This is a genomic window from Streptococcus sp. 2342 (assembly GCF_013276795.1).
In the GTDB taxonomy this organism is placed as follows: Bacteria; Bacillota; Bacilli; order Lactobacillales; family Streptococcaceae; genus Streptococcus.
The window spans coordinates 514,790-540,472 of sequence record NZ_VMLR01000003.1 but is presented as its reverse complement, the minus strand read 5'-3'; the positions used below and the strand labels follow the sequence as shown (position 1 = coordinate 540,472).

The 25,683-nt window shown below is 40.0% G+C and carries 17 protein-coding genes and 1 pseudogene; 3 read left to right on the top strand and 15 right to left on the bottom strand.

Features of this window, described 5'->3' with window-relative positions:
- Positions 1-8 precede the first annotated feature (8 nt).
- From pnp to HT689_RS05020, 13 genes and pseudogenes are all read right to left on the bottom strand, one after another.
- Entirely contained in the window at positions 9-2,222 is a 2,214-nt protein-coding gene (gene pnp, locus HT689_RS05080; RefSeq protein ID WP_173226820.1) for a polyribonucleotide nucleotidyltransferase, read from the bottom strand.
- Positions 2,223-2,650: 428 nt separating this feature from the next.
- Positions 2,651-3,517, bottom strand: coding sequence for a methylenetetrahydrofolate reductase [NAD(P)H] (gene metF / locus HT689_RS05075; protein ID WP_173251329.1), 867 nt, complete (start codon positions 3,515-3,517; stop codon positions 2,651-2,653).
- A 61-nt stretch (positions 3,518-3,578) separates the two neighbouring features.
- On the bottom strand, positions 3,579-5,828 hold the full coding sequence (gene metE, locus HT689_RS05070; RefSeq protein WP_173279004.1) for a 5-methyltetrahydropteroyltriglutamate--homocysteine S-methyltransferase: 2,250 nt from the start codon (positions 5,826-5,828) through the stop codon (positions 3,579-3,581).
- Positions 5,829-6,072: 244 nt separating this feature from the next.
- Positions 6,073-6,435, bottom strand: coding sequence for a TIGR02328 family protein (locus HT689_RS05065; RefSeq protein ID WP_173226823.1), 363 nt, complete (start codon positions 6,433-6,435; stop codon positions 6,073-6,075).
- Positions 6,419-6,823 (bottom strand): YbgA family protein, encoded by a 405-nt coding sequence (locus HT689_RS05060; RefSeq protein WP_173226825.1) that lies wholly within the window; start codon positions 6,821-6,823, stop codon positions 6,419-6,421. Before HT689_RS05060 ends, HT689_RS05065 begins: the two co-directional genes overlap by 17 nt.
- Before the next feature lie 94 nt (positions 6,824-6,917).
- A complete protein-coding gene (locus tag HT689_RS05055) occupies positions 6,918-8,519 on the bottom strand; it encodes a type I restriction-modification system subunit M (protein WP_173226827.1) in 1,602 nt (533 codons plus the stop codon).
- Positions 8,520-8,556: 37 nt separating this feature from the next.
- On the bottom strand, positions 8,557-9,150 hold the full coding sequence (locus HT689_RS05050) for a hypothetical protein (protein ID WP_084925704.1): 594 nt from the start codon (positions 9,148-9,150) through the stop codon (positions 8,557-8,559).
- Positions 9,151-9,157: 7 nt separating this feature from the next.
- Positions 9,158-10,318 (bottom strand): annotated as a pseudogene (locus tag HT689_RS09955) (restriction endonuclease subunit S); the annotation flags it as partial.
- Positions 10,319-10,409: 91 nt separating this feature from the next.
- Positions 10,410-11,783 (bottom strand): SIR2 family protein, encoded by a 1,374-nt coding sequence (locus tag HT689_RS05040; RefSeq protein WP_239683538.1) that lies wholly within the window; start codon positions 11,781-11,783, stop codon positions 10,410-10,412.
- Complete coding sequence (locus HT689_RS05035) at positions 11,767-13,629, bottom strand: ATP-binding protein (protein WP_173226829.1); 1,863 nt, start codon at positions 13,627-13,629, stop codon at positions 11,767-11,769. The genes HT689_RS05040 and HT689_RS05035 overlap by 17 nt, the downstream gene beginning before the upstream one ends.
- Entirely contained in the window at positions 13,629-14,702 is a 1,074-nt protein-coding gene (locus HT689_RS05030) for an SIR2 family protein (RefSeq protein ID WP_173226831.1), read from the bottom strand. The genes HT689_RS05035 and HT689_RS05030 overlap by 1 nt, the downstream gene beginning before the upstream one ends.
- A 142-nt stretch (positions 14,703-14,844) precedes the next feature.
- A complete protein-coding gene (locus HT689_RS05025) occupies positions 14,845-15,606 on the bottom strand; it encodes a DUF6261 family protein (protein ID WP_173226833.1) in 762 nt (253 codons plus the stop codon).
- Positions 15,607-16,006: 400 nt separating this feature from the next.
- Positions 16,007-18,997, bottom strand: coding sequence for a type I restriction endonuclease subunit R (locus HT689_RS05020; protein ID WP_173226835.1), 2,991 nt, complete (start codon positions 18,995-18,997; stop codon positions 16,007-16,009).
- A 147-nt stretch (positions 18,998-19,144) separates the two neighbouring features.
- On the opposite strand from HT689_RS05020, the gene HT689_RS05015 reads away from it, so the two are divergent.
- Positions 19,145-19,762: a TVP38/TMEM64 family protein gene (locus HT689_RS05015; protein ID WP_000076168.1), complete on the top strand. Its 618-nt coding sequence runs from the start codon at positions 19,145-19,147 to the stop codon at positions 19,760-19,762.
- 42 nt (positions 19,763-19,804) lie between these two features.
- On the opposite strand, the gene scrK is transcribed toward HT689_RS05015, so the two are convergent.
- Both scrK and HT689_RS05005 read right to left on the bottom strand, forming a co-directional pair.
- Entirely contained in the window at positions 19,805-20,692 is an 888-nt protein-coding gene (gene scrK / locus HT689_RS05010; protein WP_000164316.1) for a fructokinase ScrK, read from the bottom strand.
- Between the two features lie 254 nt (positions 20,693-20,946).
- On the bottom strand, positions 20,947-22,833 hold the full coding sequence (locus tag HT689_RS05005; RefSeq protein ID WP_173226837.1) for a sucrose-specific PTS transporter subunit IIBC: 1,887 nt from the start codon (positions 22,831-22,833) through the stop codon (positions 20,947-20,949).
- A 375-nt stretch (positions 22,834-23,208) separates the two neighbouring features.
- On the opposite strand from HT689_RS05005, the gene HT689_RS05000 reads away from it, so the two are divergent.
- Together HT689_RS05000 and HT689_RS04995 are read left to right on the top strand one after the other, a co-directional pair.
- Complete coding sequence (locus HT689_RS05000; RefSeq protein WP_173226839.1) at positions 23,209-24,663, top strand: glycoside hydrolase family 32 protein; 1,455 nt, start codon at positions 23,209-23,211, stop codon at positions 24,661-24,663.
- Positions 24,644-25,609, top strand: a complete 966-nt coding sequence (locus HT689_RS04995; protein WP_173280844.1) for a LacI family DNA-binding transcriptional regulator — start codon at positions 24,644-24,646, stop codon at positions 25,607-25,609. The genes HT689_RS05000 and HT689_RS04995 overlap by 20 nt, the downstream gene beginning before the upstream one ends.
- Positions 25,610-25,683: the final 74 nt, after the last annotated feature.

Genomic DNA, 25,683 nt, shown 5'->3' with positions numbered 1-25,683 from the left:
TCCTTTTCTTATTCTGAATCTTTTGGTGTTTCTGTAATTTCTTTCTTAGGTTTGTGATCCTTGTGATGACGTGGGCGGTGAGGACGCTCTGATTTTTCACCTTTTTCATCACGTTCAGGTTTTGGAGGACGAGGAAGAAGGGCTTTCATAGAAGCATCCACACGTCCTTTTTCATCAATCTTGATAACCTTAACATCAACTTCATCCCCGATTGCTACCAAGTCTTCGACATTATTGGTACGTGTCCAAGCCATCTCAGAGATATGAACGAGGGCATCCGTCTTGTCAAAGAGGTTGACAAAGGCACCAAATTTCTCGATACGAACGACTTTAGCACGGTAAACTTCATCCACTTTGGCTTCACGGACCAAACCAGCAATAATTTCTTTAGCACGGTTAATAGCATCTTGGTCGCTAGAGTAGATAGACACATTTCCTTCTTCGTCGATATCAATCTTAACGCCTGTTTCAGCGATAATCTTGTCGATGGTTTCTCCACCCTTACCGATGACAATCTTAATCTTGTCCACATCAATCTTGATGGTATCAATTTTCGGAGCAGTTGGAGCCAATTCTGGACGAACTTCTGGAATCGTTGCTTCAATCACATCAAGGATTTCAAAACGCGCTTTCTTGGCTTGAGCAAGGGCCTCAGTCAAGATTTCTACAGTAATCCCTTGAATCTTGATATCCATTTGAAGGGCTGTAATCCCATCACGAGTACCTGCAACCTTAAAGTCCATGTCTCCAAAGTGATCTTCCAAACCTTGGATATCTGTCAAGACTGTGTAGTTATTTCCATCTGAGATGAGACCCATAGCAATCCCTGCTACTGGCGCCTTGATTGGCACACCACCAGCCATAAGGGCAAGCGTTCCCGCACAGATAGAAGCTTGAGAAGAAGAACCATTTGATTCCAAGACTTCTGCTACTAGACGGATAGCGTATGGGAATTCTTCCAAGCTTGGCAAAACTTGAGCAAGAGCACGCTCACCGAGAGCCCCGTGACCGATTTCACGACGACCTGGCGCACCGTAGCGGCCAGTTTCCCCTACAGAATATTGAGGGAAGTTATAGTGGTGCATAAAGCGTTTCTTGTACTCTGGATCCAAACCATCAATGATTTGAGTTTCACCCATCGGAGCCAAGGTCAAGACTGAAAGGGCCTGAGTTTGTCCACGAGTAAAGAGACCTGAACCGTGCACACGAGGAAGGAAGTCAACAACCGCATCCAAAGGACGGATTTCATCAACCTTACGACCATCAGGACGTACCTTGTCTTCTGTGATCAAACGGCGCACTTCAGCGTGTTCCATCTGTTCCAAGATTTCAGCCACATCACGCATGATACGGTCAAATTCTTCGTGGTCTGCATACTTTTCTTCGTAAACAGCAGTTACTTGGTCTTTGACTGCTTGAGTTGCAGCTTCACGTGCCAATTTTTCTTCTACTTGAACTGCCTTTTGAAGGTCACTGTTGTAGGCTGCGATAATTTCAGCTTGCAAGTCAGCATCAACATGAAGCAATTCCACTTCTGCTTTTTCCTTACCAACTGCTGCAACGATTTCTTCTTGGAAGGCAATCAATTCTTTGACTGCTTCGTGCCCTTTAAGGAGAGCTTCCAGCATGATTTCTTCTGACAATTCCTTGGCGCCTGACTCGACCATGTTGATGGCGTGTTTGGTACCAGCTACTGTCAATTCAAGGAGAGATTGCTCTGCTTGTTCTTGGCTAGGGTTGATGATGATTTGACCATCCACATAGCCCACTTGCACCCCAGCGATTGGTCCATCAAATGGAATATCTGAAATGGAAAGTGACAAGGATGAACCAAACATAGCTGCCATTGGTGCAGAGGCATTCTCATCATAAGAAAGCACGGTGTTGATAACTTGCACTTCATTACGGAAACCTTCCGCAAACATAGGACGGATTGGACGGTCAATCAAACGCGCTGTCAAAGTCGCATCCGTTGAAGGACGTCCTTCACGTTTCATAAAGCCACCAGGAAACTTCCCAGCTGCATACATTTTTTCTTCATAGTTGACTTGGAGAGGGAAGAAATCCCCAGTTGCCATTTTCTTAGACATAACGGCTGCAGTCAAGACAGTTGACTCACCGTAACGCACGACAACAGAGCCATTTGCCTGCTTAGCAACCTGACCAGTCTCTACAATTAACTCACGACCTGCAAAAGTCGTTTGAAACACTTGTTTTGTCATTTTAATCCCCTTTGGATTGATGAAATTATACGCCTTGCCTACAAAGATCAAGATACTAAGCCGTCAAGCAACCCAAAGGAAAATAGGAAATCGAACGACGGAGCGACTGCTCCTAGGCAGATTTATCTTTTTCCACAGAGTTGTAGGCGAGTTCAATTACACAAGATACTAAGGGCGTGAAGAATCCCGTGTGAAAATAGGGATTTAGCCCGTGTTCAACTATTAGATACTTTGAAAAGTTTAAAAATATTATTCTTTAGTATTTTGCCTTTTTATAGCAGATTTGAATAGTTAAAAATCTGTTTATACCCTCATCTTTGTATCAAGTACGTACAGAGTCTATTTTATCATATTTTTCTTAAAAAGTGCGGTCTTTACCATTAAAAAGGAACCATTCCCCTCACTTGAGAAGAATGGTTTGCTTTTTATTATCCTAGAGACTGGTGATTAAACAAGGCATGGGTTGCTTGGTGGATGTATTTTGCTGTATCCGCATTGTTCATAGTGTAGAGATGCACACCGGCAACATCCTGAGTTACCAAGTCCACGATTTGGTCCACTGCATAGGCAAGTCCTGCTGCTCTGAGCGACTCAGGGTCATGCTCATACTTGTCTAAAATGGCTTTAAATTTGCGTGGAAGATGGATATTCTCACAAGTCTTCAAGAGACGGAGAGCCTGATTTCGGTTCAGAATTGGCATAATTCCTGCATGAATAGGAACATCAATCCCAGCCAAGATACACTTGTCTTGGAAATCATAGAAGCGCTCATTGTCAAAGAAAAGCTGAGTCACGAGGCTCGAACAGCCTGCATCCACTTTCTTCTTAAGATTTTGAATATCTGAAATCTGATTTGGTGAATCTGGATGTCCTTCCGGATAACAAGCGCCAACAATATCAAAGTGAGGGGCTTGTTCCTTGATGAACTCAATCAAGTCGGTTGCGTAGCGAAAATCCTTTTGCGGCTCCACATCTGGAATAATATCCCCACGAAGAGCCAAGATTTTCTGCACTCCAACCTTGTCCAAGTCAGCAATCGTTTCAGCCACCTTGTCCTTAGTCAAATAGATAGCTGGCAAGTGAGCAATAGTCGGAATCGCCAAGTCATTTTGGATAAAGTCGGCCAAACGGACCGTCGTTTCCTTGATATTAAATTTATTATTGCTGGCAGTCACACTGATAAAGTGAGGAGCCAACTCCTGCATGTCCTGCAAGGATGAAATAATTTTATCATTACCCACTGCTGGGTTTGGAGGGAACACTTCAAATGAGAGTGACGGTGTTTGGCGTGACATAGTCCTTATCCTTTTCTTTTTGATTTCATTTTGAACAACCGTTGTAGGGAGAAATCTAATCTTACAATTTCTCACGCGCAGCTTTAGCTGCTTCAACTAGGCGGATCAAGCTTTCTTTTGTTTCTGGAATACCACGTGTTTTCAAACCACAGTCAGGGTTGATCCAAACTTTCTTGCTTGGCACTTTAGCAAGGATAGCTTCGATTGTATGGTCGATTTCGCCTTCATTTGGCACACGAGGTGAGTGGATATCGTAAACCCCAGGTCCCACTTCAGTTTGGAAGTTTTTCGCTTTAAGTTCGTCCAAGATTTCGAGGTTTGAACGGCTAGCTTCAAAGGAAATAACGTCCGCATCCATGTTATCGATAGCTGGGATGATATCTGTAAATTCTGAGTAACACATGTGAGTGTGGATTTGTGTATCTGGCGCTACTGTTGAGTGTACCAAACGGAAGGCAGGAATAGCCCAGTCAAGGTAGTCTTCGTACCAGTCGCTACGACGGAGTGGCAATTTCTCACGAAGAGCAGCCTCGTCGATTTGGATGATTTTCACACCAGCAGCTTCAAGGTCAAGCACTTCATCCTTGATAGCAAGGGCGATTTGAAGAGTAGAATCCTTGATAGAGATGTCTTCACGTGGGAATGACCAGTTGAGGATGGTAACAGGTCCAGTCAACATACCTTTAACAGGTTTGTTTGTACGGCTTTGTGCATAGCTAGACCATTTAACAGTGATAGGGTTAAGACGAGTTACATCACCCCAGATGATTGGTGGTTTCACCCCACGCATACCGTATGATTGTACCCAACCATTTTTAGAGAAGAGGTAACCTGACAAGTTTTGACCAAAGTACTCAACCATGTCATTACGCTCAAATTCACCGTGAACAAGGACATCAAAGTCGATATCTTCTTGCCATTTGATCCATTCGTCAATTGTTTCAGCAAGGAAAGCGTCGTACTCTTCTTGAGACAATTCACCTTTACGGTAAGCCAAACGTTTAGCACGAACTTCTTTTGTTTGAGGGAATGAACCGATAGTTGTTGTTGGAAGAGCTGGAAGTTTGAAAGCTTCTTCTTGGATAGCTTCACGTTCTGCAAAGGCTGGCAAACGAGTGTAGTCTGCGTCTGTCAAGCCAGCGATACGCGCACGAAGTTCAGCATTTTCACCAACACGTTCAGTCGCAAAGAGTTCTTTGTTAGCAGCAAGTGCTTCTGCACCTTGACCATTGCGGATAGCATCCAAATCACGGATCTCATCTAATTTTTCAACTGCAAAGGCAAAGTGGTTCAAGATAGCTGGTTCAAATTCTTCATTAGCAGTTGTAAATGGCACATGAAGAAGTGAGCATGAGCTTGTCAAGACAATGTTTTCAGCTGTAATTTGATCAAGAACAGCCAAGCTCTTTTCGTAGTTGTTACGCCAGATGTTTTTACCATTGACAATACCTGCGTAGAGAGTCTTGTCAGCTGGGAAACCACCTTTAACCAATTCAAGAGTTTTCTTACCTTCAACGAAGTCAAGACCGATAGCATCTACTGGCAAGTTTACAAGGTCAGCGTAAACGTCACGAACGTCTCCGAAGTAAGTTTGAAGCAAGACTTCAAGACCTTTTTTGTCAGCCAAAAGTTTATTGTAGAGGTTCAAGAAGAGAGCTTTTTCTTCAGATGTCAAATCTTTTACAAGAGCAGCTTCGTCGAGTTGGATACGAGTCGCACCAAGTTCTGCCAATTTAGCAAAAACTTCTTGGTAAGCAGCCACTAAGCTGTCTACGAAGTCTTCTGCTTTCACACCTTCTTCAAAGTCTGACAATTGAAGGAAAGTGAATGGACCTACAAGGACAGGACGAGTGTTCAATCCAAGTTCTTTGGCTTCTTGGAACTCATCAAAGATCTTGTGACCTGCAAGTTTAACTTGAGTATCTTTTTCAAATTTAGGAACGATGTAGTGGTAGTTAGTGTTGAACCATTTCTTCATTGGAAGGGCGCGAACGTCCCCTTTTTCTCCTTGGTAACCACGACCCAAAGCGAAGTAGCGCTCAAGGTCAGACAAGTCCAAGTTTTGAACTGAAGCAGGTACCACGTTGAAAAGGAAAGCTGCATCTAGGAAGTTGTCATAGTGAGAAAAGTCATTTGATGGAATTTCAGTGATGCCTTTTTCTTTGACGATGTTCCAGTGTTTAGCACGCAATTCTTTTGCGGCTGCCAAGAGTTCTTCTTCTGAGATTTCTTTTCTAAAGTATTTTTCAGTTGTAAATTTTAATTCGCGGAATTCGCCCAAACGAGGGAAACCGATGATTGTAGTTGACATGATGTGTCCTCCAAAATTTGTTGTTGAAACTATCTTAACAGAAAAGAAATCATCTGTATAATTGTAAAAAATTAGGCTTTGATATAGTTTGAAACTATATCTCTATTTTAGACAACAGAAAAAGACCTGAGACAAATGCCTCAAATCCTTTGTATATCTTGTTTTATAGCTCTATTGCAGTTAGGCTCTTCAAACGTGTTATTAGTAATTCTTATAAGTGACTATGGCTTGTTATTAGAAAAGACTATAGGTTGATCCCCTTCTCTCGGAGATTGTCCAGACACTCCTCATAGTAGGCATCGTCATGTTCGCTGTAGATTGGACTGGTCAGCTTCTCCTCAGCTAAATCTTGATAAGGAGGGCAGGTCTTGCCACGATAGTTTTTATCCAACCACTCTGGACTGACCTTAAAGCCTCGTTTAACCATCTCTTCCATAATCAAGTCATGATAGGCATAGAGACGATAGGGCGAGTGGGTAAAGACATAGTCCACCGTCGCATGCTTTCTGCCCCAGCCATTGCCACGGAGGGCGCAGCACTCTCGATGTTGCCCCAAGAGCTGAGGACGGGGAAGTTGTGAAATCAAAGCCTCATACCAAAGTCTCATGGGAGTCTCCTTTCAGTAATGTCGAATGTTGCAAATAGGTATTGGGATAGCGATCAAGCAAGTCTCGAGTCTTAGCAATCAAGTCTTCCTGAGAAGCCTGACCAAAGCGGTAGCGATCCAGCAAGAGCATATAGTCCTTGCGATCGGCATCTGTCGCTTTCTTTTTAAAATAGCCCCAAATATGATGAAAGGCATTGCAAACCTGACCCCTGTGTTCTGGGATTTGACAGGCACGGTCAATCATCTCCTGAACTAGACTCGCCTCCACCTCTTTATTCTTGAGATACTGACGAATCTCATTGTAAATATTGCTAGAATGACTCAAAACGAGGTATTTGTTTCTCGCCCAGAGTTGCTGGCAAAGGGCACGTTTGTTGTTATTTTCCATATTTCTCCTTACTTTCTACTAGTTCCCCGGAAATATAGAAACAAAGTTGTATCTTAAAAATGAGTGGAATATGAGCGAATAAATCAACTACATCTTACCCTTGAAACTCTTTCAAAAACTCTTCGAGTTCAGCATCGGCTTCTGGTGTGGTTCCGTGGAGTTGACCGAGCATTTCAAGCAATGAAGCTGTTTGACTTTCGATAGCTTTATTTGTGTCGTTAATTTTGCTGACGATATCTGTTAGTTGTTCGACTTCTTCTTCCTCAAAGGTATCTACATAGCGAGGGATATTGAGGTTATAGTCATTTTCGACAATTTCTTCATAACTTGCCAGATGGGCAAACTTGTCAATCTCCTCACGTGACTTGTAGGCTTCCAGAATCTTCTCGATATGAGTATCTGTTATGATATTCTGATTTTTGCCCTTATCAAACTCCTTAGAAGCATCGATAAAGTAGACATCACGATTGGTACAGTTCTTTTTGAGAATGATAACCGTGGTCGGAATGCTGGTATTAAAGAAAATGTTAGCAGGTAGACCGATAACCGTGTCAATGGCCCCTTCTTCTAACAAGGCCTTACGAATAGTTCCCTCTGCATTTCCACGGAAAAGAACACCGTGGGGAAGGACGATAGCCATAACCCCATTATCCTGCTTAAGATGGTAATAACCATGTAAGAGAAAGGCAAAATCAGCCTTGGATTGGGGCGCCAGTTTCCCAAATGGAGAGAAACGAGGATCCGCCATAAAGCCAGAATTTGCTGACCACTTGGCAGAGTAGGGAGGGTTCATCAGAACACCATCAAAGTTAGTCGGTTCTTGAGTCGGCCAGTCTTCGTCTAGTGTATCAGCATTGTGGAGAAATTGATTTTCAACAGGAACACCGTGTAGAATCATGTTCATCCGGGCCAAGTTATAGGTTGAGGTATTGAGCTCCTGCCCAAAATAGACAACGGTTTGCGGTTTATGAGAATATTTCTTGGCGTTAAGCAAGAGAGAGCCAGAGCCCATAGTCGCATCATAGATGGTAAAGCCTAGCTGGTCCTCACGACCCAAAAAGGCAATCTGAGTCATGAGTTTGGCAACTGGTTGAGGGGTATAGAACTCACCAGCCTTCTTACCCGAGTCAGTCGCAAACTGACCGATCAGATACTCATAAGCATCCCCCTGCATATCACCAGCATGACCAGCCACGTCTAGCACAGCCAATTCTTTCATGACTGCCGCCACCGTTTGGTTTTGCTTTTGCGGAGTCGCCCCTAGCTTTTTGGAATAGAGGTCAATATCTTCAAAGAGGTTTTCATAGAGTTCATCACTCTGCTCAATATCACGAAAACCCTGAGCCAAATCTTCCAACTGGAAAGTCCCCTCATTGACACGTGCTACTAGAGCCGTAAAGGTCAACTCAGGCTTGATACTATAGTTGAGTTCGTCCTTCATCACTGCAAGAAGATCCTCGTGGGTGTCCGCATCCTCATAGTAGTTACGATAGACCTCAAGGGCAGCCTCTAGACTCTCACTCCCCTCCTCCATAGTCTCCGCCACGAAAAAGAGCATCTTGTCTGACAGATACTTATAAAAGACCATGCCCAAAAGATAGGACTTGTAGTCATTAGCATCCATCTTAGAGCGGAGAACATCCGCTGAGTTCCACAGAGCTTGGTAGAGCGACTGGGACGTTTGTGTTGTTTCCATAATGTTTCTTTCTAAGTTTTTTCCAAGGAGATTGATATTAGTTTATAGCTCTCCAATCATCATCGGTCTTGTTCTTGGATATAATCCATGGTTCACTAATCTCAAAAATTTTAAACTCATGGTATTTATCTTTAGAATCAAAATATGATATTCTAACCTCATCAAAATCACTATTAAATTCTTTTTGAGAAATAGCAAAATATAGATCAAATCTTTTTATTTCATAAGCATCAATTAGAAATGAATACGCTCCATTCTCACCATAAAAGAATTTCTCATTTGCTTTTTCAGAAAAAGTAACTTGTCTCATCTTTCTAACCTGTTCGCCTCTATCGTACAGAACAAGATTCATATTTCTAATAATTTGCTTTCTAGACTTTGTATTATGAAGCTCAATTGACAAAGGAACTCCAAAGACCATTCCATTTACTGAATTATCAAATCCCCAAACTCTGCTTATTAGTTTATGGGAAGTCGACTTAATATAAATCTTAACTTTTCCTCTATTGGATAAACTAGTTGAAACGATTACTTGCAATAGAAATCCTATAAAAGAACCTATGAGCGAAAATAAAGCAGAATAAACTAACAAAGTAAACTCAAAGTGCTGAAATAAATCATTCAAATTCATTTCCTCCTTAAATAAACATATCTTGCAAGAGCTTCTTTTTGAGTGTTTCCAATTGAGAAATTTTTTCTTGGTGAGAGTTGATGAGGTTATCGAGGTTTGAGAAGTAGGCACCGATGGCTTGTTGTTCAGGGAGAGATGGGATAAATACTTTTTTCGATAGTAATTCCCCTTTAGTAATACCCTTTATTGATGTTCCTTGAAGTTGGGTAACCTCCTTTTGAAGTAATCTATAAAGCAAATATGCTGTGAACTCTATATTTGATTTAAGATTTGAGAGTGATAAAAAATCCTGACTTGTTGCGTATTCATGACGCAAAACCGCTAACTTCCCAACTCCAACTCTCGTAACAACCGCAATTGAATCCTTTGGTATTATTTTGGCTGATGAATTTTCCAAACCTTTCTCAGAAATACTTTTTTGAACTTTAATCTCAAATAGACAATTTATCCCTAAGTCAGATGACTGAATCCAAGGAATATCCCCATCCCAATATTCCTGAACATTTGTTTTTGGAGTGCCACCACTTTGAAAGTCATCAGCTAAATCATTAATTTCACAAAGCTCCCACTCACCTTCAAATCCATCCAAACGAATCTCAGGGACTGTCTGTCCAATCTTGGGAAACATCTTGGAGAGCATGGTCGCCTTGAGAGATTGGTAGTTGGTCAGATTATCCTTGTAGCTTGCAAGAAGGTCGTCGAGGGTGCGGAAAAGAGAGCCGATAGCAGTTTGTTCTTGAATATTAGGCACATTAACCTTTATCGTCGCTATATCACTAGCATTGTATGAAGGAAGGGCACCGATTTGTGCATACTTGGGCAAATATATCGTTTGAAATAATGTCAAACCAAAATCTTTATCCCATGATTTATTAAGAGAATAACTCATAGTATTATTGTCAATCAGAAAAGTTTTAGTAACTAACCGTTTTCTATTTAACATCAATGCAGCACCGACTTTGGCAAAGATGATAGCTGGGGTGTCTTTAACAACATTCCAGCTATTTTTCGCAATTTGCTCCTGTGTAACATAATTGTTTGCATTTCTCATCTCAGTTTCATTTCCAATATTATTCATATCAGAAACCTTAAAAAATGGAATTCCTTCTGTACCACCTTGTTGACTATCTGGAAAGCCTATACCTGATTTAAAACTTCCCAGCTGACCTAATTTGTAATTATCCTACTTGTTACTAAACTTTTCAAATCTTATTCTGGGATTACTCTGTTTCATCATTTAAATCTCCACTAAAATATATCTAACAATACCATGGCATACAATGAGGGATTCCCCCATTCTTATAGGGGATAACATTCTCTTTACAATAATGGTAAAGTTTTGGAATTCTATTATCATTTAAGTAGGATAATAATGTTTCTAAATCATCAAAATTTTTACCATTAAAATAAAATATAGGTGGTAATAAAGCATCTTCATTTTTTCCACGAGCAAACAATTCTAAGGCCAAAAAACCATCAGAATAGCCTATGTCATAGTAGGCTCGTAAATATTCATCTTCACTCATCCTTAGGTTAGATAAATATAAATAACTATGAATAACCTCATGAGTATAATTTGGAATTAATATTTTCCCTGATTTTTTATCTGCTATGCATCTTTGAAAAGCATGTATTAAACCATCTTGGTAGGCAATTGTCAATAATAGTTCAGGATACTCTTGCAAAATTTCATGAAACTTTTCATCATTCATCCAACTTAAATGTGCATTTATCAAAATTTCATTTGTATCTTCTGCAAAACGATATACCATACTGTCAATCAGAGTTCCTTGCTGAATAAGTTCATTTTTCAAAGACTTAACAAAAAATGTTCCATCAGTAATAATCGGGATTATATTTTTAGGGTGCTTCTCCAACCACTTTTCATCAATTGTCACTAAATAAAATTGATTTGCAAACTGTCCCAAATCATCTGAAAGAATTTCAATAATTTTATTCAAATCTTCGTCACCGAAAGAAAAACCTACAAATACTACTGTTTTTGTTGATAAGATAGTTTTTAACCTATCCCCAATAGGTTTTGTTGACAATTTTTTATAGCAATTTTCATAGTCATTCTCAGTTGCAATAATTGAACCTATATTTTTAATAGAACCATGAATTTTAAAAACCCTTTTATCAAATGTATCCCACAAAGCAACATCTTCATTATAAATAATTGGAAACATATCACAATTGTCTTCAAACAAAGTATCCCAATTAGTTGTTATCACAGTGCCAACCTGTGGAATTTTAGCAACTTCTTTGTGAAATTCTGAAGCAATACCATATAGTTCCGGAAAATTATCGATCATTTGAAATCTTCTATTTATCCTTTTAAATAGTTCTTTTCTACCATTTACGACATTTTCACAAAACAAACTCATCAACTTAGAAAAGGATAGATTATCATCTACTTCAATATGATTTTTATATTCCAACTCATCTTTTATATCCGTATAAAATGAAGTAGGCATAACTTTTTTTGACTCTGTACTTACACCTGCACCACAGAACAATACTAAATCTCCGTTAATTGTTGCTTGAATGACATCTTCAGGCAATGTAAAACCATTCTCATTGTCAGATTCTCTGCCCCCTTCAATAAGTTTTCCTTTAACTTTTACCATCATTTCTACTCCATAATTCTGTTAAAATAACATCATCACTATTCGGTCTAATTATTTCTTCTTTATCTACTTTCACAAATACTGGAACTTGAATAGCATTACCAGTAATTATAGCCTCTCCTTTACCTAAACTAGGAATTTTATTAAAGGAAGTTTTATCCAGCGTAGGCATAGTATTCACCAACATTCGTAAATCATTATCATTAACCAATCTATGGATGAAATAATTATGAACTTGTGAAAGAATAGTCGGTGAAATATCTGCCGGTCGTTGACTAGATAACGTTAAGTAGAAACCAAATTTTCGCCCTTCCTTAATGATTTCCTCAAAAATACTCAATCTGTAGTCCTGCCAAGTATCTCCTACAGAATGATTTTGAGCATTTAAAATATTATGTGCTTCATCAATAATTAAATGACTAGTACATGTAACATCTTCTCGATTTATATTCTCTTTCTGTTTATCATAAACCATTTTTGAAATAAGCATTGGAATTAGTCTGGTAATCTCCTGATTAGCATGTACGAGATTAATAATATTTAGACTGGAAAAATCTCCATCAATACTCTCTTTAACTTCAACAACTTTTTTCAAACTATTTAGAGCTGTATCAATTCTATGAAATAAAGGATTAATATGCTCAATGTTTGTTGATTTCCAAGCTGATTGATGTACTTTTTGAAAATCAAGATGAAACTTCAATTTGTCAATTTCTGGGAGTGCGTCAAATTTATTACATAAAGCTTCTTCAATTTCATTAATTCGTAGATAATGTATTTCGGAGTTTTCTATTGGAGTATTCGCATTAATTATATAGCAAGTATCACCGTTCCTCTTTGTAAAATAGGATTCACGTGCAGAATTGTAATACAAATTATTTTTTAAGACAGTAAATAAATCACTGTTAATGTATTTCTCTGCAATCGATGTCCAATTATCTTTAGAATCCAAACTCGCAGAATTCCCAGTAGTTAAAATCTTTTTCAATGTTCCCACAACAAATCTTGCAATACTAGTACCATCAAATTTATTCTCCTCCCATATTTTAAGCGCTTTTCTCAAAAATGGCACTTGTGTAGCTATTGTTGCTCCAAATAGGATTGACAAAATATCAGGATCAAATAAATAATCTGAAGTGATTGGAATTTTATTATTGGTTTGATTTCTAGTATCTATATCAAACACCTTCTTATTTTCTATGACATCAAAACTATCATCTTTTGTATATTCACCATTAAAATCAATAACATAGAATTTTGAAAGCTCTAAAATTTTTTCTCTATAGTCAGACCGAAATAATTCTAAAAATAACTTATGCAATGTATTTGATTTACCGCTACCAGTATTCCCAAAAACACCAATATGGGAGGCAAAAATCTTATTAATTGATAAAGGGATAACTTGACCTTCTAAGATTGATTTTCCAATAGAAATTGTCGGCTCAGACGTATTAATCCCATATATTAATTCTAAGTCTTTTTTTGAAGTAATACATACTTCATTACCAATCATAGGTACATATTGACTTGTTACTTGAAATTCACCTTTTTCAATAACACCTTTAGTTTTCAAATGAACAATTCGATTTATAGAATTCTTTGAAAATCGATTGTCAAATTCTGTACTTCGAATTGTATTTTGTTGATCAGCAACTTTTTCAGTAACAACAGAAGCGATAATTTTTACATTATTCTGCAAAATTGTCAGATATGCTCCGATTTTTGCACCTTGTAACACATCACCATACCATAGATATTCAGCATCATTAGATAAATGATACATTCCAACTTGAGAAATATCGCCATCAACACCTACGATTACACCTAATTTTTTCACAACTCGATTCATTATACTTCATCATCCTCAATGATAAATAACTTTGTCAGACTACTTATATCAAAATTCCCACTTGTACTCAAAATGTTCTTATTTTCGACTTCCAAATCACATGGTAACACTATCTGAAGATTCCTAGGAATATTATCAAGAGATAAGTTCTTCTTAATAACATCAAAATCGCTATCAGCATAGCAAAATATATAAATCATTAACTCTGGATTCTTTAAGGATCTCCTTATCATCTTGGCAATATGATCATCTTGAAAAGAAAATCCTATAACAATTAACACTGATTGAGGTTTATCTAACTCGAGTTGGAATATTCTTAACATATCATGAAAATGATTGTTAAGATATGTTTCTTGTCCTTCAAGTCCAGTAGGTCTAACAACAACTGGGTGATTAACAGTACACGTTCTTATTAGAATCTGATTATTTTCGCCTCTTTCCCAATTCATAGATCCGTGAGGTTTAATTAAGGAAACTGAAGGAAGCTCATTTAAATAATTTTCATTTAATCCTCTATACGCCACACTTTTATTATAATTAGAACTATCTAACACTTTATAGAAATAACCATTGGAACCATCATTAAATATGAAGTTATCGTTTTTCATTAATAAATCCAAGGCTCTTTCAATAAACAAATCATAATTTGTTGTAAAAACATTAACACTCTTTGAAACCGTTCTGGAATTTGAAATGTAAAGCAATGTAATTACTTTTTCTAAGAACCTTACATATCGTTCTAATACAAAATCAATACTAATCTCAAAAGTGGTAAAATTCTTTAGTTTAGTAAAATATTTCGCAGAATACAAAATCTGTTTATCCATTTTTTCAACAAAATACTTAATTCTATCATTATGATTAAAAGGTAAAAAAGAACTAACTTTCAATATATGTTTTTCTAAATTTTTATTCGCTATATCTTTAGAGACAATTATACCATTTTCATCCTTAGCAAAGTGACTCATTAAAGGTATTGATGGATAAGATACACCCGAGCCAATTAAAATATTCAGTTTCTTAGTAAGTATATTCTTTTTGAATTGTTCCACTTTAAAATTTAAATTCTCCATAATAATTTTTCCTTTTATTAGCTGATGATAAAATATAAATATCCATTTTCAATGCAAAATGTAGTCTAATATTACTTTCTATTAAAATTATACCACGAAACTACAAAAATCCCCTTAGAAATCCGCTTCTAAGGGGTTGTCTTTATCCTGCTGCTTGGGCTGGTTCTGCTGGTTTGGTCTTTTTATCTTTCTTGCTACTAGTGATAAGACGGCGTTTGCTATCTCGGATGCTATTGAGTTCCTTGAGGAGTTGAGTCAGGTGTTCCTTTTCAGGATAGGCTTCTGCACTGGCTGCGGTATAGCGCATAAAGAGGTCGTAGCTGGTTGAAAGTTCAGTACGGAGTTGTCTGGTCTTGCCAACTTCCTTGGCAGACTTAGAAGCACGCGCCTTACTTTCCACTTGGTCATATTCCTCTTGAGCATTGACCACAGCCGTCAGCATAGGTGTCAGTCCTAGACTGGTCACTGCCTCATGATAGGGTGTTTCACTAAGCGTTTTGAGAAGACTCTTGATTTCTGCCGTCTCCACATCATTGCTGTGCTTGGTGATGTCCTTATACTTAGCAAAGACTGGTTTCAGAGTTTCATGAGCTTCTTTGAGCTTGGCGTCCTTAATCTTAGCAAATCCTCTATGAAGGGTAAAGAGACCGACCAAAGCACTATCACGATTGCGATCAACTTCTGTCAGATTACTAGACTCTTTCGTTTCCACCGCCGCAAGTTGAGCTTGAAAATCATCTAGCTTGGTCTTGAAGGGCTCCAAATGCTTGGCATACATGCCCTCGTCCTTGTTTGCCTTAGAAAAAGTGGTCAAACTTTGATGAGTATCCATCATCAGGCTTTCAAACTCACGATTGGTAAAGTTACTATAACTAAGTGGACGAATAGCGTATGTTTTTGTCATGATGATATTCTTTCTATTTTTCATTATGTAAACTTTTAAAATAATTCTAACAGTTACTTTAAAAGATTTATTCCGCTTCCGCTCAACTGTCATTATTTCCATCTAAAACGTACTTTTCAGGACAAATCAGACATTTTCAAATTAAAAAACCCCTATCTGATGGACATACACTCCGTCCATCAGATAGAGACTCTTACTATTTTTAGATTTTACCTTTTCGAGTTTTAGAATACATATAAAATTTAGTAAATATGACTATTCGAAAGCTCGAAGACCTCAAAACTTTTGTAGATAAGTAATTCGAAACGTAGAATACTTGTAAATTTATGTAATTGCAATCATTCGAGGCTTAGAATACATGTAAACTTTAGGAAGTAGGCCTATTCTAAGTCTCGAAGAGCTATCTTCCAACCCTCAATGGCTCAATGACTTCCTCCACTAGTTGGGTATAGGCTTCCTTGATTTGTTTTTTATAGAGGAGAGGATTGAGGGCATCCGCCACCTCTAGCTTATAGTCCTGATAGCGCTGGCTCTTGGTCAGCTGACTTTCTCCTAGTTGTTTTTTCGCTCCCTTACGGTAGTGTTCGACATAGTAACGGAGTTCATCCTCACCGACATACCAGCGCTTGCTAAAGACTTTGATATGTTGCTGGATGACAGCCTCAATCATCTGATCCAAAATATTTGCGATAGACTGACCACGATAGCTTTTCGGATGTTCTTGTACCTCTCTCCAAAGTTCAGTGATGATCTGAGCAAGATTGGGATTGGTCTTCTCAAGACTCTGAATATAGTTATCCACGGCTTCCCTATCTTGAGCGCTTAGGTTCTTTTCTTGACTCTGACCTTGTTCAATCAGGCTTTGGATTAAGGTCAAGATATAGGCATAGTTAATTTCGTCCACTTGGATAGACTCCAGTTCATAGTGGATATCAAGTGGCTCTCCATCGTCATCATCCTCTACTCGGCTTTTTAATTCTGCAAGGACATTTCGATAAAGTCCCAGATACCTTTCCAACTTCTCTCCATCAAGTCCCGTCTGACTGTAAAGTTCTTCCTCATCATACTCTTTGTACACTCGGATAGAGGCTAAATATTTATCAAAGGCTTGATAGGTTTTAGCTAGTTTCCTCAACTCAGGTGTAGAGATTTGCTCGATTTGGAGTCCTTCCTCAGGATCATCGGTGATGAGATTTTGGAAATCACTGCAACTCCGTAAAAAGTTCCTCTTTTCCTCTTCCCAGCTAGGGGCTAGGACCTCGTTTTCACCACCATTTGAGTAGAGCTTGAGGGCATTATCCACTGCTTCCTTAAAGGCTAGGGGCTTTTGGAAGGTGATGATATGACCGTAGGTCTTACTAGAATCAAAGATACGATTGGTTCGGCTAAAGGCTTGGATCAAGTCCTGCGGTTGCATGGGCTTGCGGTCAATAAAGAGAGTTGATAGACAAGGGGCATCAAATCCCGTTAGGAGACGATTGACTACGATGACTAAGTCCAACTGTTCATTTCGATAGAGGTATTTGTCATGCTTTCGAGCTAGACGGTTATTGACATCCGTATTAAAACCACGCAGATCCGCCATGGTAAAATGGGTATCAAACTCTTGGTTATAGTCCTCTAAGACCTGCTTCATGTGGTCTTGATTGGCTCTTGAGTCTTCTTCATTTTCTGTGACCGAGTAGGTGATGGTCGCCTTTGGAAAGTCAGGAAGGACCTGCTTGACCCTTTCCGATACCTTAACCCTCGTCTCCCCAGCCTTGACTCGTTTGAGGAGGTCATAGTAGGCTTGGGCTTGAGGGATGGATTTAACGGTTAGGATGGCATTGTAGGTCTTACCAACTCCTTTTTGGAATCCTAGCTGTTGACGGGATTTATTGATAATGGCATCCAAGACTTCCAGCATATGCTCTTCATCTTCGTAGACAGTATCTGGTATGTCATTTTCAGATTTATCCGTGATGAGGGTATTGCGATAATCTACCTTAAAACCTAAAACTGCTCCATCATGGATGGCTTCCTTGACTGTATACTCATGGAGACGGTCACCGTACTGTTGCTGGGTGGTTTGAGCTAGGTCACCGACCTGCTGGCGTTTATTTTCCTTAAAGATAGGTGTGCCTGTAAAACCATACCAGAGAGACTGTGGGAAAAAGGCCTTAATGTCTTTTTGTGTTTGAGGTGTTACGGCACGGTGGCATTCATCCACGACAAAGGCCACTCGAAGATCCTTGATTTTGTCCGCATCTCTTTGGTAAAGACCTTGTTCAAACTTGCGCATCATGGTGGTGATTTTCTGGATGGTCGTTACCACCACACGCTTATCATTGCTTCCTAGTCGCTTGACCAAATCATGGGTATTATCCGTCTCATCAATATCAATGACATCATTGGTCGCATAAGAGAGAAAAGATGAAGTGGTCTGTTGGTCCAAGTCCCTGCGGTCAACGACAAAAATCGTCTTTTGGATAGATGGAATCTGGAGGAGATTCCGAGCTACCTTATAGGAGGTCAGGGTCTTCCCTGAACCTGTCGTATGCCAGACATAGCCTGATGCTTGCTGGCGAGAGGCTTCTTGCACTGCTTCGATGGCGTGAATCTGGTAGGGACGCAGGAGGATGAGAGTCTTCTTGCTATCATCAAGGACAGAATACTGCATGACCATCTGATGAGCACGAGGGATGGAAAGGACTTCGTGGGCAAAACTGGTCAAGCTCGTTATAGGTTGGTTGTCCTTATCCACCCACTTGGTTAGAAATTGCTTGTTGAGTTTATTTTCCCTAGCTGCAGCGATATAGCGTGTATCTACCTTATTAGTCACAACAAACATCTGTAAGCTAGAGTAGATGCCACGGAACTTGCCTTCACGGTCATACTTTTTGATTTGATGAAAGGCATCTAGAAAAGCAACTCTGGGACTTTTAAGCTCGATCTGAACCATTGGAAGGCCATTGATCAAGAGGGTCACATCTAGCCTGCGGTCTTGATCCTGAGGATTTATCTTATCTCTCTCGACTTGGTTGACAACCTCATAACTGGACTTACCAGCTGCGATATTGTCTCGCCAAATGACAGATAAACGGATAGTCCCCAAACTAGCATCTTCTCTCTGAACCTCAACCTTGGCAATGCCATTTTCGCCGACCAACCACTTGGCCGCATCATAGTAGCTAACAAAGTTCAGTTGATTCTTTATCTGGCGTTTTTCCTGTTCTGTTAGAGGATAATCTGCCAATAGAGTCACGTTGTTCTGGGCTAGCTTTTCAAAGAAGTTTTCCCATAATTGTTCTTCAGTTTTAAGGTCATCTCTGTAAGTCCATTGACTTTCCCCAGTTACCAGTTGGTTGATCAGTTGTTTTTCTATCTCCAGTTCTGGTTTTACCTGCATCATACTCTCTCCTTTGCTACTTGTCTGCTTCCTTTATTATAGCATGTTTAAGCTCAAATTCCATCACTCTTCCCATATCAAAAAGACTCATTCCCCCTTTCTCCTCCAAAATATGGTATAGTAGAGTTATACTATCTATGAGGAGTTTACATGTCACAGGATAAACAAATGAAAGCTGTTTCTCCCCTTCTGCAGCAAGTTATCAATATCTCATCGATTGTCGGTGGGGTTGGGAGTTTGATTTTCTGTATTTGGGCTTATCAGGCTGGGATTTTACAGTCTAAGGAAACCCTCTCTGCCTTTATCCAGCAGGCAGGTATCTGGGGGCCACCCCTCTTTATCTTTTTACAGATTTTACAAACGGTCGTCCCTATCATTCCAGGAGCCTTGACCTCGGTGGCTGGGGTCTTTATCTACGGCCACATCATCGGGACTATCTACAACTATATCGGGATTGTGATTGGCTGTGCCATTATCTTTTATCTGGTGCGCCTCTATGGAGCTGCCTTTGTCCAGTCCGTCGTCAGCAAGCGCACCTATGACAAGTATATCGGCTGGTTGGATAAGGGCAATCGTTTTGACCGTTTCTTTATTTTTATGATGATTTGGCCCATTAGTCCAGCTGACTTTCTCTGTATGCTGGCTGCCTTAACCAAGATGAGCTTCAAGCGCTATATGACCATCATCATTCTGACCAAACCCTTTACCCTCGTGGTTTATACCTACGGTCTGACCTATATTATCGACTTCTTCTGGCAAATGCTTTGACACATAAAAAATCCGTTTGGTTTCCCAAGCGGATTTTGTGCTTTATTTTGAAACTTCTTTTGCAAGGACAAAGTTTCCAAGAGTAGCAGAACCATTTCCTGCGACTGCTGGAGTGACGATGTAGTCACGCACATCTGGTACTGGTAGGTAGCCATTAAGAAGAGATGTAAATTTCTCACGGACACGGTCCAACATGTGTTGTTGAGCCATGACCCCTCCACCAAAGACAATCACGTCTGGGCGGAAAGTCACTGTTGCATTAACCGCAGCTTGAGCGATATAGTAGGCTTGAACATCCCAAACAGGGTTGTTGAGTTCAATGTTTTCCCCACGTACACCTGTACGAGCTTCCAAACTTGGACCAGCTGCATAGCCTTCCAGACATCCCTTATGGAAAGGACAAACACCGTTGAATTCTTTTTCAATATCCATTGGGTGTCTAGCAACATAATAATGACCCATTTCAGGGTGACCCACACCACCGATAAACTCACCACGTTGGATGACACCTGCACCGATACCTGTACCGATTGTGTAGTAAACCAAGTTTTCGATACGGCCACCAGCATTATTACGGGCAACCACTTCACCATAAGCAGAGCTGTTTACGTCTGTAGTGAAGTACATTGGCACGTTGAGGGCGCGACGAAGGGCACCAAGTAAGTCCACATTTGCCCAGTTTGGTTTTGGAGTCGTTGTGATAAAGCCATAAGTTTTTGAGTTTTTATCAATATCAATCGGACCAAACGAACCGACTGCAAGACCAGCAAGGTTGTCAAATTTTGAGAAGAACTCAATGGTTTTATCGATTGTTTCGATTGGAGTTGTTGTTGGAAATTGTGTTTTTTCTACAACGTTAAAGTTTTCATCACCGACAGCACAAACAAACTTTGTACCGCCCGCTTCCAAGCTTCCATATAATTTTGTCATGATAAACCTCTTGTTTTTATTTTCTTTATTATAGCATATTTCGAAAGTCTAAATTTCTCTATTTTTTAGATTTTCCTCTGTAAATCTTACCATTCAAGCAAAAACGAACAAACATGTCATTTGTTCGTTTTCATTGTGAGAGGGAATATTGTACTCAATGAAAATCAAAGAGCAAACTAGGAAGCTAGCCGAAGGCTGTACTTGAGTACGGCAAGGCGAAGCTGACATGGTTTGAATTTGATTTTCGAAGAGTATTAGATTTTCACTTCGATCACAGCATCCCCCTTAGCAACTGAACCTGTTGCGACTGGAGCTACTGAAGCGTAGTCAGCTGTATTTGTAACGATAACCATTGTTGTATCATCAAGTCCAGCTGCAGCGATTTTGTTTGAGTCAAATGTTCCAAGAACATCGCCCGCTTTAACCTTGTCACCTTGAGCAACTTTTGCTTCAAAACCTTCACCATTCATAGATACAGTGTCAATACCAACGTGGATCAAAACTTCAGCACCATCAGTTGTTTTCAAACCAAAAGCGTGTCCTGTTGGAAATGCAATTGAAACTTCAGCATCAGCAGGTGCATAGACCACACCTTGGCTAGGTTTCACAGCGATACCTTGTCCCATAGCTCCACTTGAGAAGACTGGGTCATTGACATCAGCAAGAGCTACAACGTCACCGACGATAGGAGTTACAAGTGTTTCATTTTGAAGAGCTGCTGGAATGTTACCAGTTGTTTCTTCTTGGACCAAACGTTCTGTCTCTACTTCAGTAGCAACTTCTTTTTCATCCTCATAACCAAACATGTAAGTAAGAGCAAAACCAAGGGCAAATGATACAGCTACCATAAGAAGGTATAGTGGAAGTTGTCCATTACCTGCATAAAGCATTGTACCAGGGATGATAGTGATACCACTACCAGTACCAGCAAGCCCAAGGATTGAAGCCAATCCACCACCGATTGCACCAGCAATCAATGAAAGGAAGAATGGTTTACGGAAGCGCAAGTTCACCCCGAAGATAGCAGGCTCTGTAATACCGAGGAAGGCAGAAAGAGCAGCTGGGAAAGCAAGTGTTTTTAGTTTTGGATTTTTAGTTTTGACACCAACCGCAACAGTCGCAGCACCTTGAGCTGTCATAGCCGCAGTGATGATAGCGTTGAATGGGTTAGCATGGTCAGCAGCAAGCAATTGAACTTCAAGCAAATTGAAGATGTGGTGCACACCTGACACGACGATCAATTGGTGAACCCCACCAATCAAGAAACCACCGAGACCAAATGGCAAGCCAAGAATTGCTTTTGTACCGACAAGAATATAGTTTTCAACAACGTGGAAGACTGGTCCGATGACAAAGAGTCCAAGGATAGACATGACCAAAAGTGTCACGAATGGTGTTACCAAGAGGTCAATCACATCTGGAACAACCTTGCGGACAGCTTTTTCAAATTTAGCTCCGACAACCCCGATGATGAAGGCTGGAAGAACAGATCCTTGCAAACCAACAACTGGGATAAATCCGAAGAAGTTCATAGCAGTCACTTCACCACCTGAAGCAACTGCCCAAGCGTTTGGAAGTGAGCCAGAAACAAGCATCATACCAAGAACGATACCAACAGCTGGATTTCCACCAAATACACGGAAGGTTGACCACACAACCAAACCTGGCAAGATGATGAAGGCTGTATCTGTCAAGATTTGTGTGTAAGTTGCAAAGTCACCTGGAAGTGGCATTTCAAGAGCGTTGAAAAGACCACGCACACCCATGAAAAGACCTGTCGCTACGATAACTGGGATGATTGGAACGAAAACGTCACCGAAAGTACGGATAGCACGTTGGAACCAGTTCCCTTGTTTGGCAGCTTCTGCTTTCATGTCATCTTTAGATGATGTTGGCAAACCAAGCGCAACAACTTCATCGTACATTTTGTTAACTGTACCAGTACCAAAGATGATTTGGTATTGACCTGAGTTAAAGAAAGCACCTTGAACTTTTTCCAAGTTCTCAATCACTTCTTTATTGATTTTTCCTTCATCTTTTACCATAACACGGAGGCGAGTTGCACAGTGAGCTACACTGTTAACATTCTCACGTCCGCCCAAGGCATCGATGACTTTTTTTGCAATTTCCTGATTGTTCATTTGCAAAAATCTCCTTATAAAAAATTTATTCTTGTATGAAAGCGATTTTACTCGCCCTACGAGTATTATTTTATCATCTTTCAAAAATATGTCAAGCGTTTTGCAGAAAAAATATTTGTTTCTTAGAGTAAGGTCTTTTTTTGATAGATTTTGAGGGTTTCTTAAGAGATTCTTTAAAAAAATAGTTTAAAATGTGAGTTAAAAAGGGTTTTGTTTCACTTTCTTTCAATTTTATGTAGATAGATGATTGATTTTCTGGTTTCTTTTTATGATAAACGTTTGATAGGTTTTTCTCTTTTTTAACATAAATGGCTTGCATTTTTTACCGAAAACGGTTACTATTAAAAGTGATAAGATTATTGGAGGAATGAATGAATGGAATGGACAACTGAACGTCGTTACAGACTTTATCAAGATTGGACGCAAGAAGAAATTCAAAATATTAAGAAAAATATGGCACAATCTCCATGGCATACTCATTACCATGTTGAGCCAAAAACAGGACTTCTCAACGATCCAAATGGCTTTTCTTACTTTGATGGGAAGTGGGTTGTTTTTTATCAGAACTTTCCTTTTGGTGCAGCCCACGGTTTGAAATCTTGGGTTCAATTGGAAAGCGAGGATTTGGTTCACTTTAGAGAAACTGGAGTCAAAGTTTTGCCTGACACTCCATTAGATAGCCACGGTGCCTACTCTGGTTCTGCCATGCAGTTTGGGGATAACTTGTTCTTATTTTATACAGGAAATGTCCGTGATGAAAACTGGATCCGTCACCCTTACCAGATTGGGGCTTTGATGGATAAGGATGGCAAGATTACCAAGATTGACAAGATCTTGATTGACCAGCCAGCAGACTCTACTGACCACTTCCGTGACCCACAAATTTTTAACTTTAAAGGTCAATACTATGCTATCGTCGGTGGTCAGGACTTAGAGAAAAAAGGCTTCGTTCGTCTTTATAAGGCTGTAGACAACGATTACACAAACTGGCAGGAGGTTGGTGACCTTGACTTTGCTAACGACCGTACTGCCTACATGATGGAATGTCCAAATCTGGTCTTTGTCGGGGAGCAACCTGTCCTTCTCTACTGCCCACAAGGATTGGATAAGAAAGTTCTAGACTACGACAATATCTATCCAAATATGTTTAAGATTGGGGCTTCCTTTGACCCTGAAAATGCCAAAATGGTAGATGTGTCTCAACTTCAAAATATGGACTATGGTTTCGAAGCCTATGCAACTCAAGCCTTCAACGCTCCTGATGGACGCGCTCTAGCTGTTAGCTGGCTTGGCTTGCCAGATGTTTCTTACCCTTCTGACCGTTTTGACCACCAAGGAACCTTCTCTTTGGTCAAGGAACTCACTATCAAAGACGGCAAACTCTACCAATACCCAGTCGCAGCTATCAAGGACCTTCGTGCTTCTGAAGAACCTTTCTCTAACCGCGCCCAAACCAAGAACACTTACGAACTCGAACTAAAATTAGAAGCCAATAGCCAGAGTGAGATTGTCTTACTTGCTGATAAAGAAGGCAAGGGACTTTCCATCAACTTTGACCTTGTAAATGGTCAAGTGACAGTAGATCGTAGCCAAGCTGGAGAACAGTATGCCCAAGAATTTGGAACTACACGTTCTTGCCCTATCGACAATCAAGCTACTACTGCTACAATCTTCATCGATAACTCTGTCTTTGAAATTTTCATCAATAAAGGAGAAAAAGTATTTTCTGGTCGTGTCTTCCCACATGCGGACCAAAATGGTATCCTCATCAAATCTGGAAACCCAACTGGAACTTACTATGAATTAGATTATGGTCGCAAAATTAACTGATGTCGCCAAACTTGCAGGCGTCAGTCCTACTACCGTTTCTCGGGTTATCAATAAAAAAGGGTATCTCTCTGAGAAAACTATTCAAAAAGTCAATGAAGCCATGCGGGAATTGGGCTATAAACCCAACAACCTAGCTCGTAGTCTGCAAGGAAAATCGGCTAAGTTAATCGGCTTGATTTTCCCCAACATTTCCAACGTTTTCTATGCAGAATTGATTGATAAGCTGGAACACCAACTCTTCAAAAATGGGTACAAGACCATCATCTGCAACAGTGAGCATGACTCTAAAAAGGAACGCGAGTACATCGAAATGCTCGAAGCCAATCAGGTGGACGGCATCATTTCGGGTAGTCACAACTTGGGAATCGAAGACTACAATCGTGTGACGGCACCAATTATTTCCTTTGACCGAAATCTGTCACCAGACATTCCTGTCGTTTCCTCTGACAACTATGCTGGTGGGGTCCTTGCTGCCCAGACCTTGGTTAAGACAGGCGCCCAATCTATCATCATGATTACAGGGAATGACAATTCCAATTCGCCTACCGGACTGCGCCACGCTGGCTTTGCATCTGTTCTCCCAAAAGCTCCTATTATCAATGTTTCCAGTGACTTTTCTCCTGTAAGAAAAGAAATGGAAATCAAGAATATCTTGACTCGACAAAAACCAGATGCCATTTTCGCTTCGGATGACTTAACAGCTATTCTGGTCATTAAAATCGCTCAGGAGCTGGGCATTTCTGTCCCTGAAGAGCTCAAGGTCATCGGCTATGATGGGACCTACTTTATCGAGAATTACTATCCTCAACTGGCTACTATTAAGCAACCTTTGGAAGAGATTGCCTGCCTCACTGTTGACCTCCTCTTGCAAAAGATTGAAGGCAAAGAAGTCGCAACAACCGGTTACTTCTTACCAGTTACATTATTACCAGGAAAAAGTATTTAATACTCAATGAAAATCAAAGAGCAAACTAGGAAGCTAGCCACAGGCTGTACTTGAGTACGGCAAGGCGAAGCTGA

Excerpts from the sequence above, each read along its gene's own strand:
- pnp (WP_173226820.1), bottom strand. The coding sequence starts at position 2,222 with ATGACAAAACAAGTGTTTCAAACGACTTTTGCAGGTCGTGAGTTAATT.
- metF (WP_173251329.1), bottom strand. The coding sequence starts at position 3,517 with ATGTCACGCCAAACACCGTCACTCTCATTTGAAGTGTTCCCTCCAAAC.
- metE (WP_173279004.1), bottom strand. The coding sequence starts at position 5,828 with ATGTCAACTACAATCATCGGTTTCCCTCGTTTGGGCGAATTCCGCGAA.
- HT689_RS05065 (WP_173226823.1), bottom strand. The coding sequence starts at position 6,435 with ATGAGACTTTGGTATGAGGCTTTGATTTCACAACTTCCCCGTCCTCAG.
- HT689_RS05060 (WP_173226825.1), bottom strand. The coding sequence starts at position 6,823 with ATGGAAAATAACAACAAACGTGCCCTTTGCCAGCAACTCTGGGCGAGA.
- HT689_RS05055 (WP_173226827.1), bottom strand. The coding sequence starts at position 8,519 with ATGGAAACAACACAAACGTCCCAGTCGCTCTACCAAGCTCTGTGGAAC.
- HT689_RS05050 (WP_084925704.1), bottom strand. The coding sequence starts at position 9,150 with ATGAATTTGAATGATTTATTTCAGCACTTTGAGTTTACTTTGTTAGTT.
- HT689_RS05040 (WP_239683538.1), bottom strand. The coding sequence starts at position 11,783 with ATGATGGTAAAAGTTAAAGGAAAACTTATTGAAGGGGGCAGAGAATCT.
- HT689_RS05035 (WP_173226829.1), bottom strand. The coding sequence starts at position 13,629 with ATGAATCGAGTTGTGAAAAAATTAGGTGTAATCGTAGGTGTTGATGGC.
- HT689_RS05030 (WP_173226831.1), bottom strand. The coding sequence starts at position 14,702 with ATGGAGAATTTAAATTTTAAAGTGGAACAATTCAAAAAGAATATACTT.
- HT689_RS05025 (WP_173226833.1), bottom strand. The coding sequence starts at position 15,606 with ATGACAAAAACATACGCTATTCGTCCACTTAGTTATAGTAACTTTACC.
- HT689_RS05020 (WP_173226835.1), bottom strand. The coding sequence starts at position 18,997 with ATGATGCAGGTAAAACCAGAACTGGAGATAGAAAAACAACTGATCAAC.
- HT689_RS05015 (WP_000076168.1), top strand. The coding sequence starts at position 19,145 with ATGTCACAGGATAAACAAATGAAAGCTGTTTCTCCCCTTCTGCAGCAA.
- scrK (WP_000164316.1), bottom strand. The coding sequence starts at position 20,692 with ATGACAAAATTATATGGAAGCTTGGAAGCGGGCGGTACAAAGTTTGTT.
- HT689_RS05005 (WP_173226837.1), bottom strand. The coding sequence starts at position 22,833 with ATGAACAATCAGGAAATTGCAAAAAAAGTCATCGATGCCTTGGGCGGA.
- HT689_RS05000 (WP_173226839.1), top strand. The coding sequence starts at position 23,209 with ATGGAATGGACAACTGAACGTCGTTACAGACTTTATCAAGATTGGACG.
- HT689_RS04995 (WP_173280844.1), top strand. The coding sequence starts at position 24,644 with ATGGTCGCAAAATTAACTGATGTCGCCAAACTTGCAGGCGTCAGTCCT.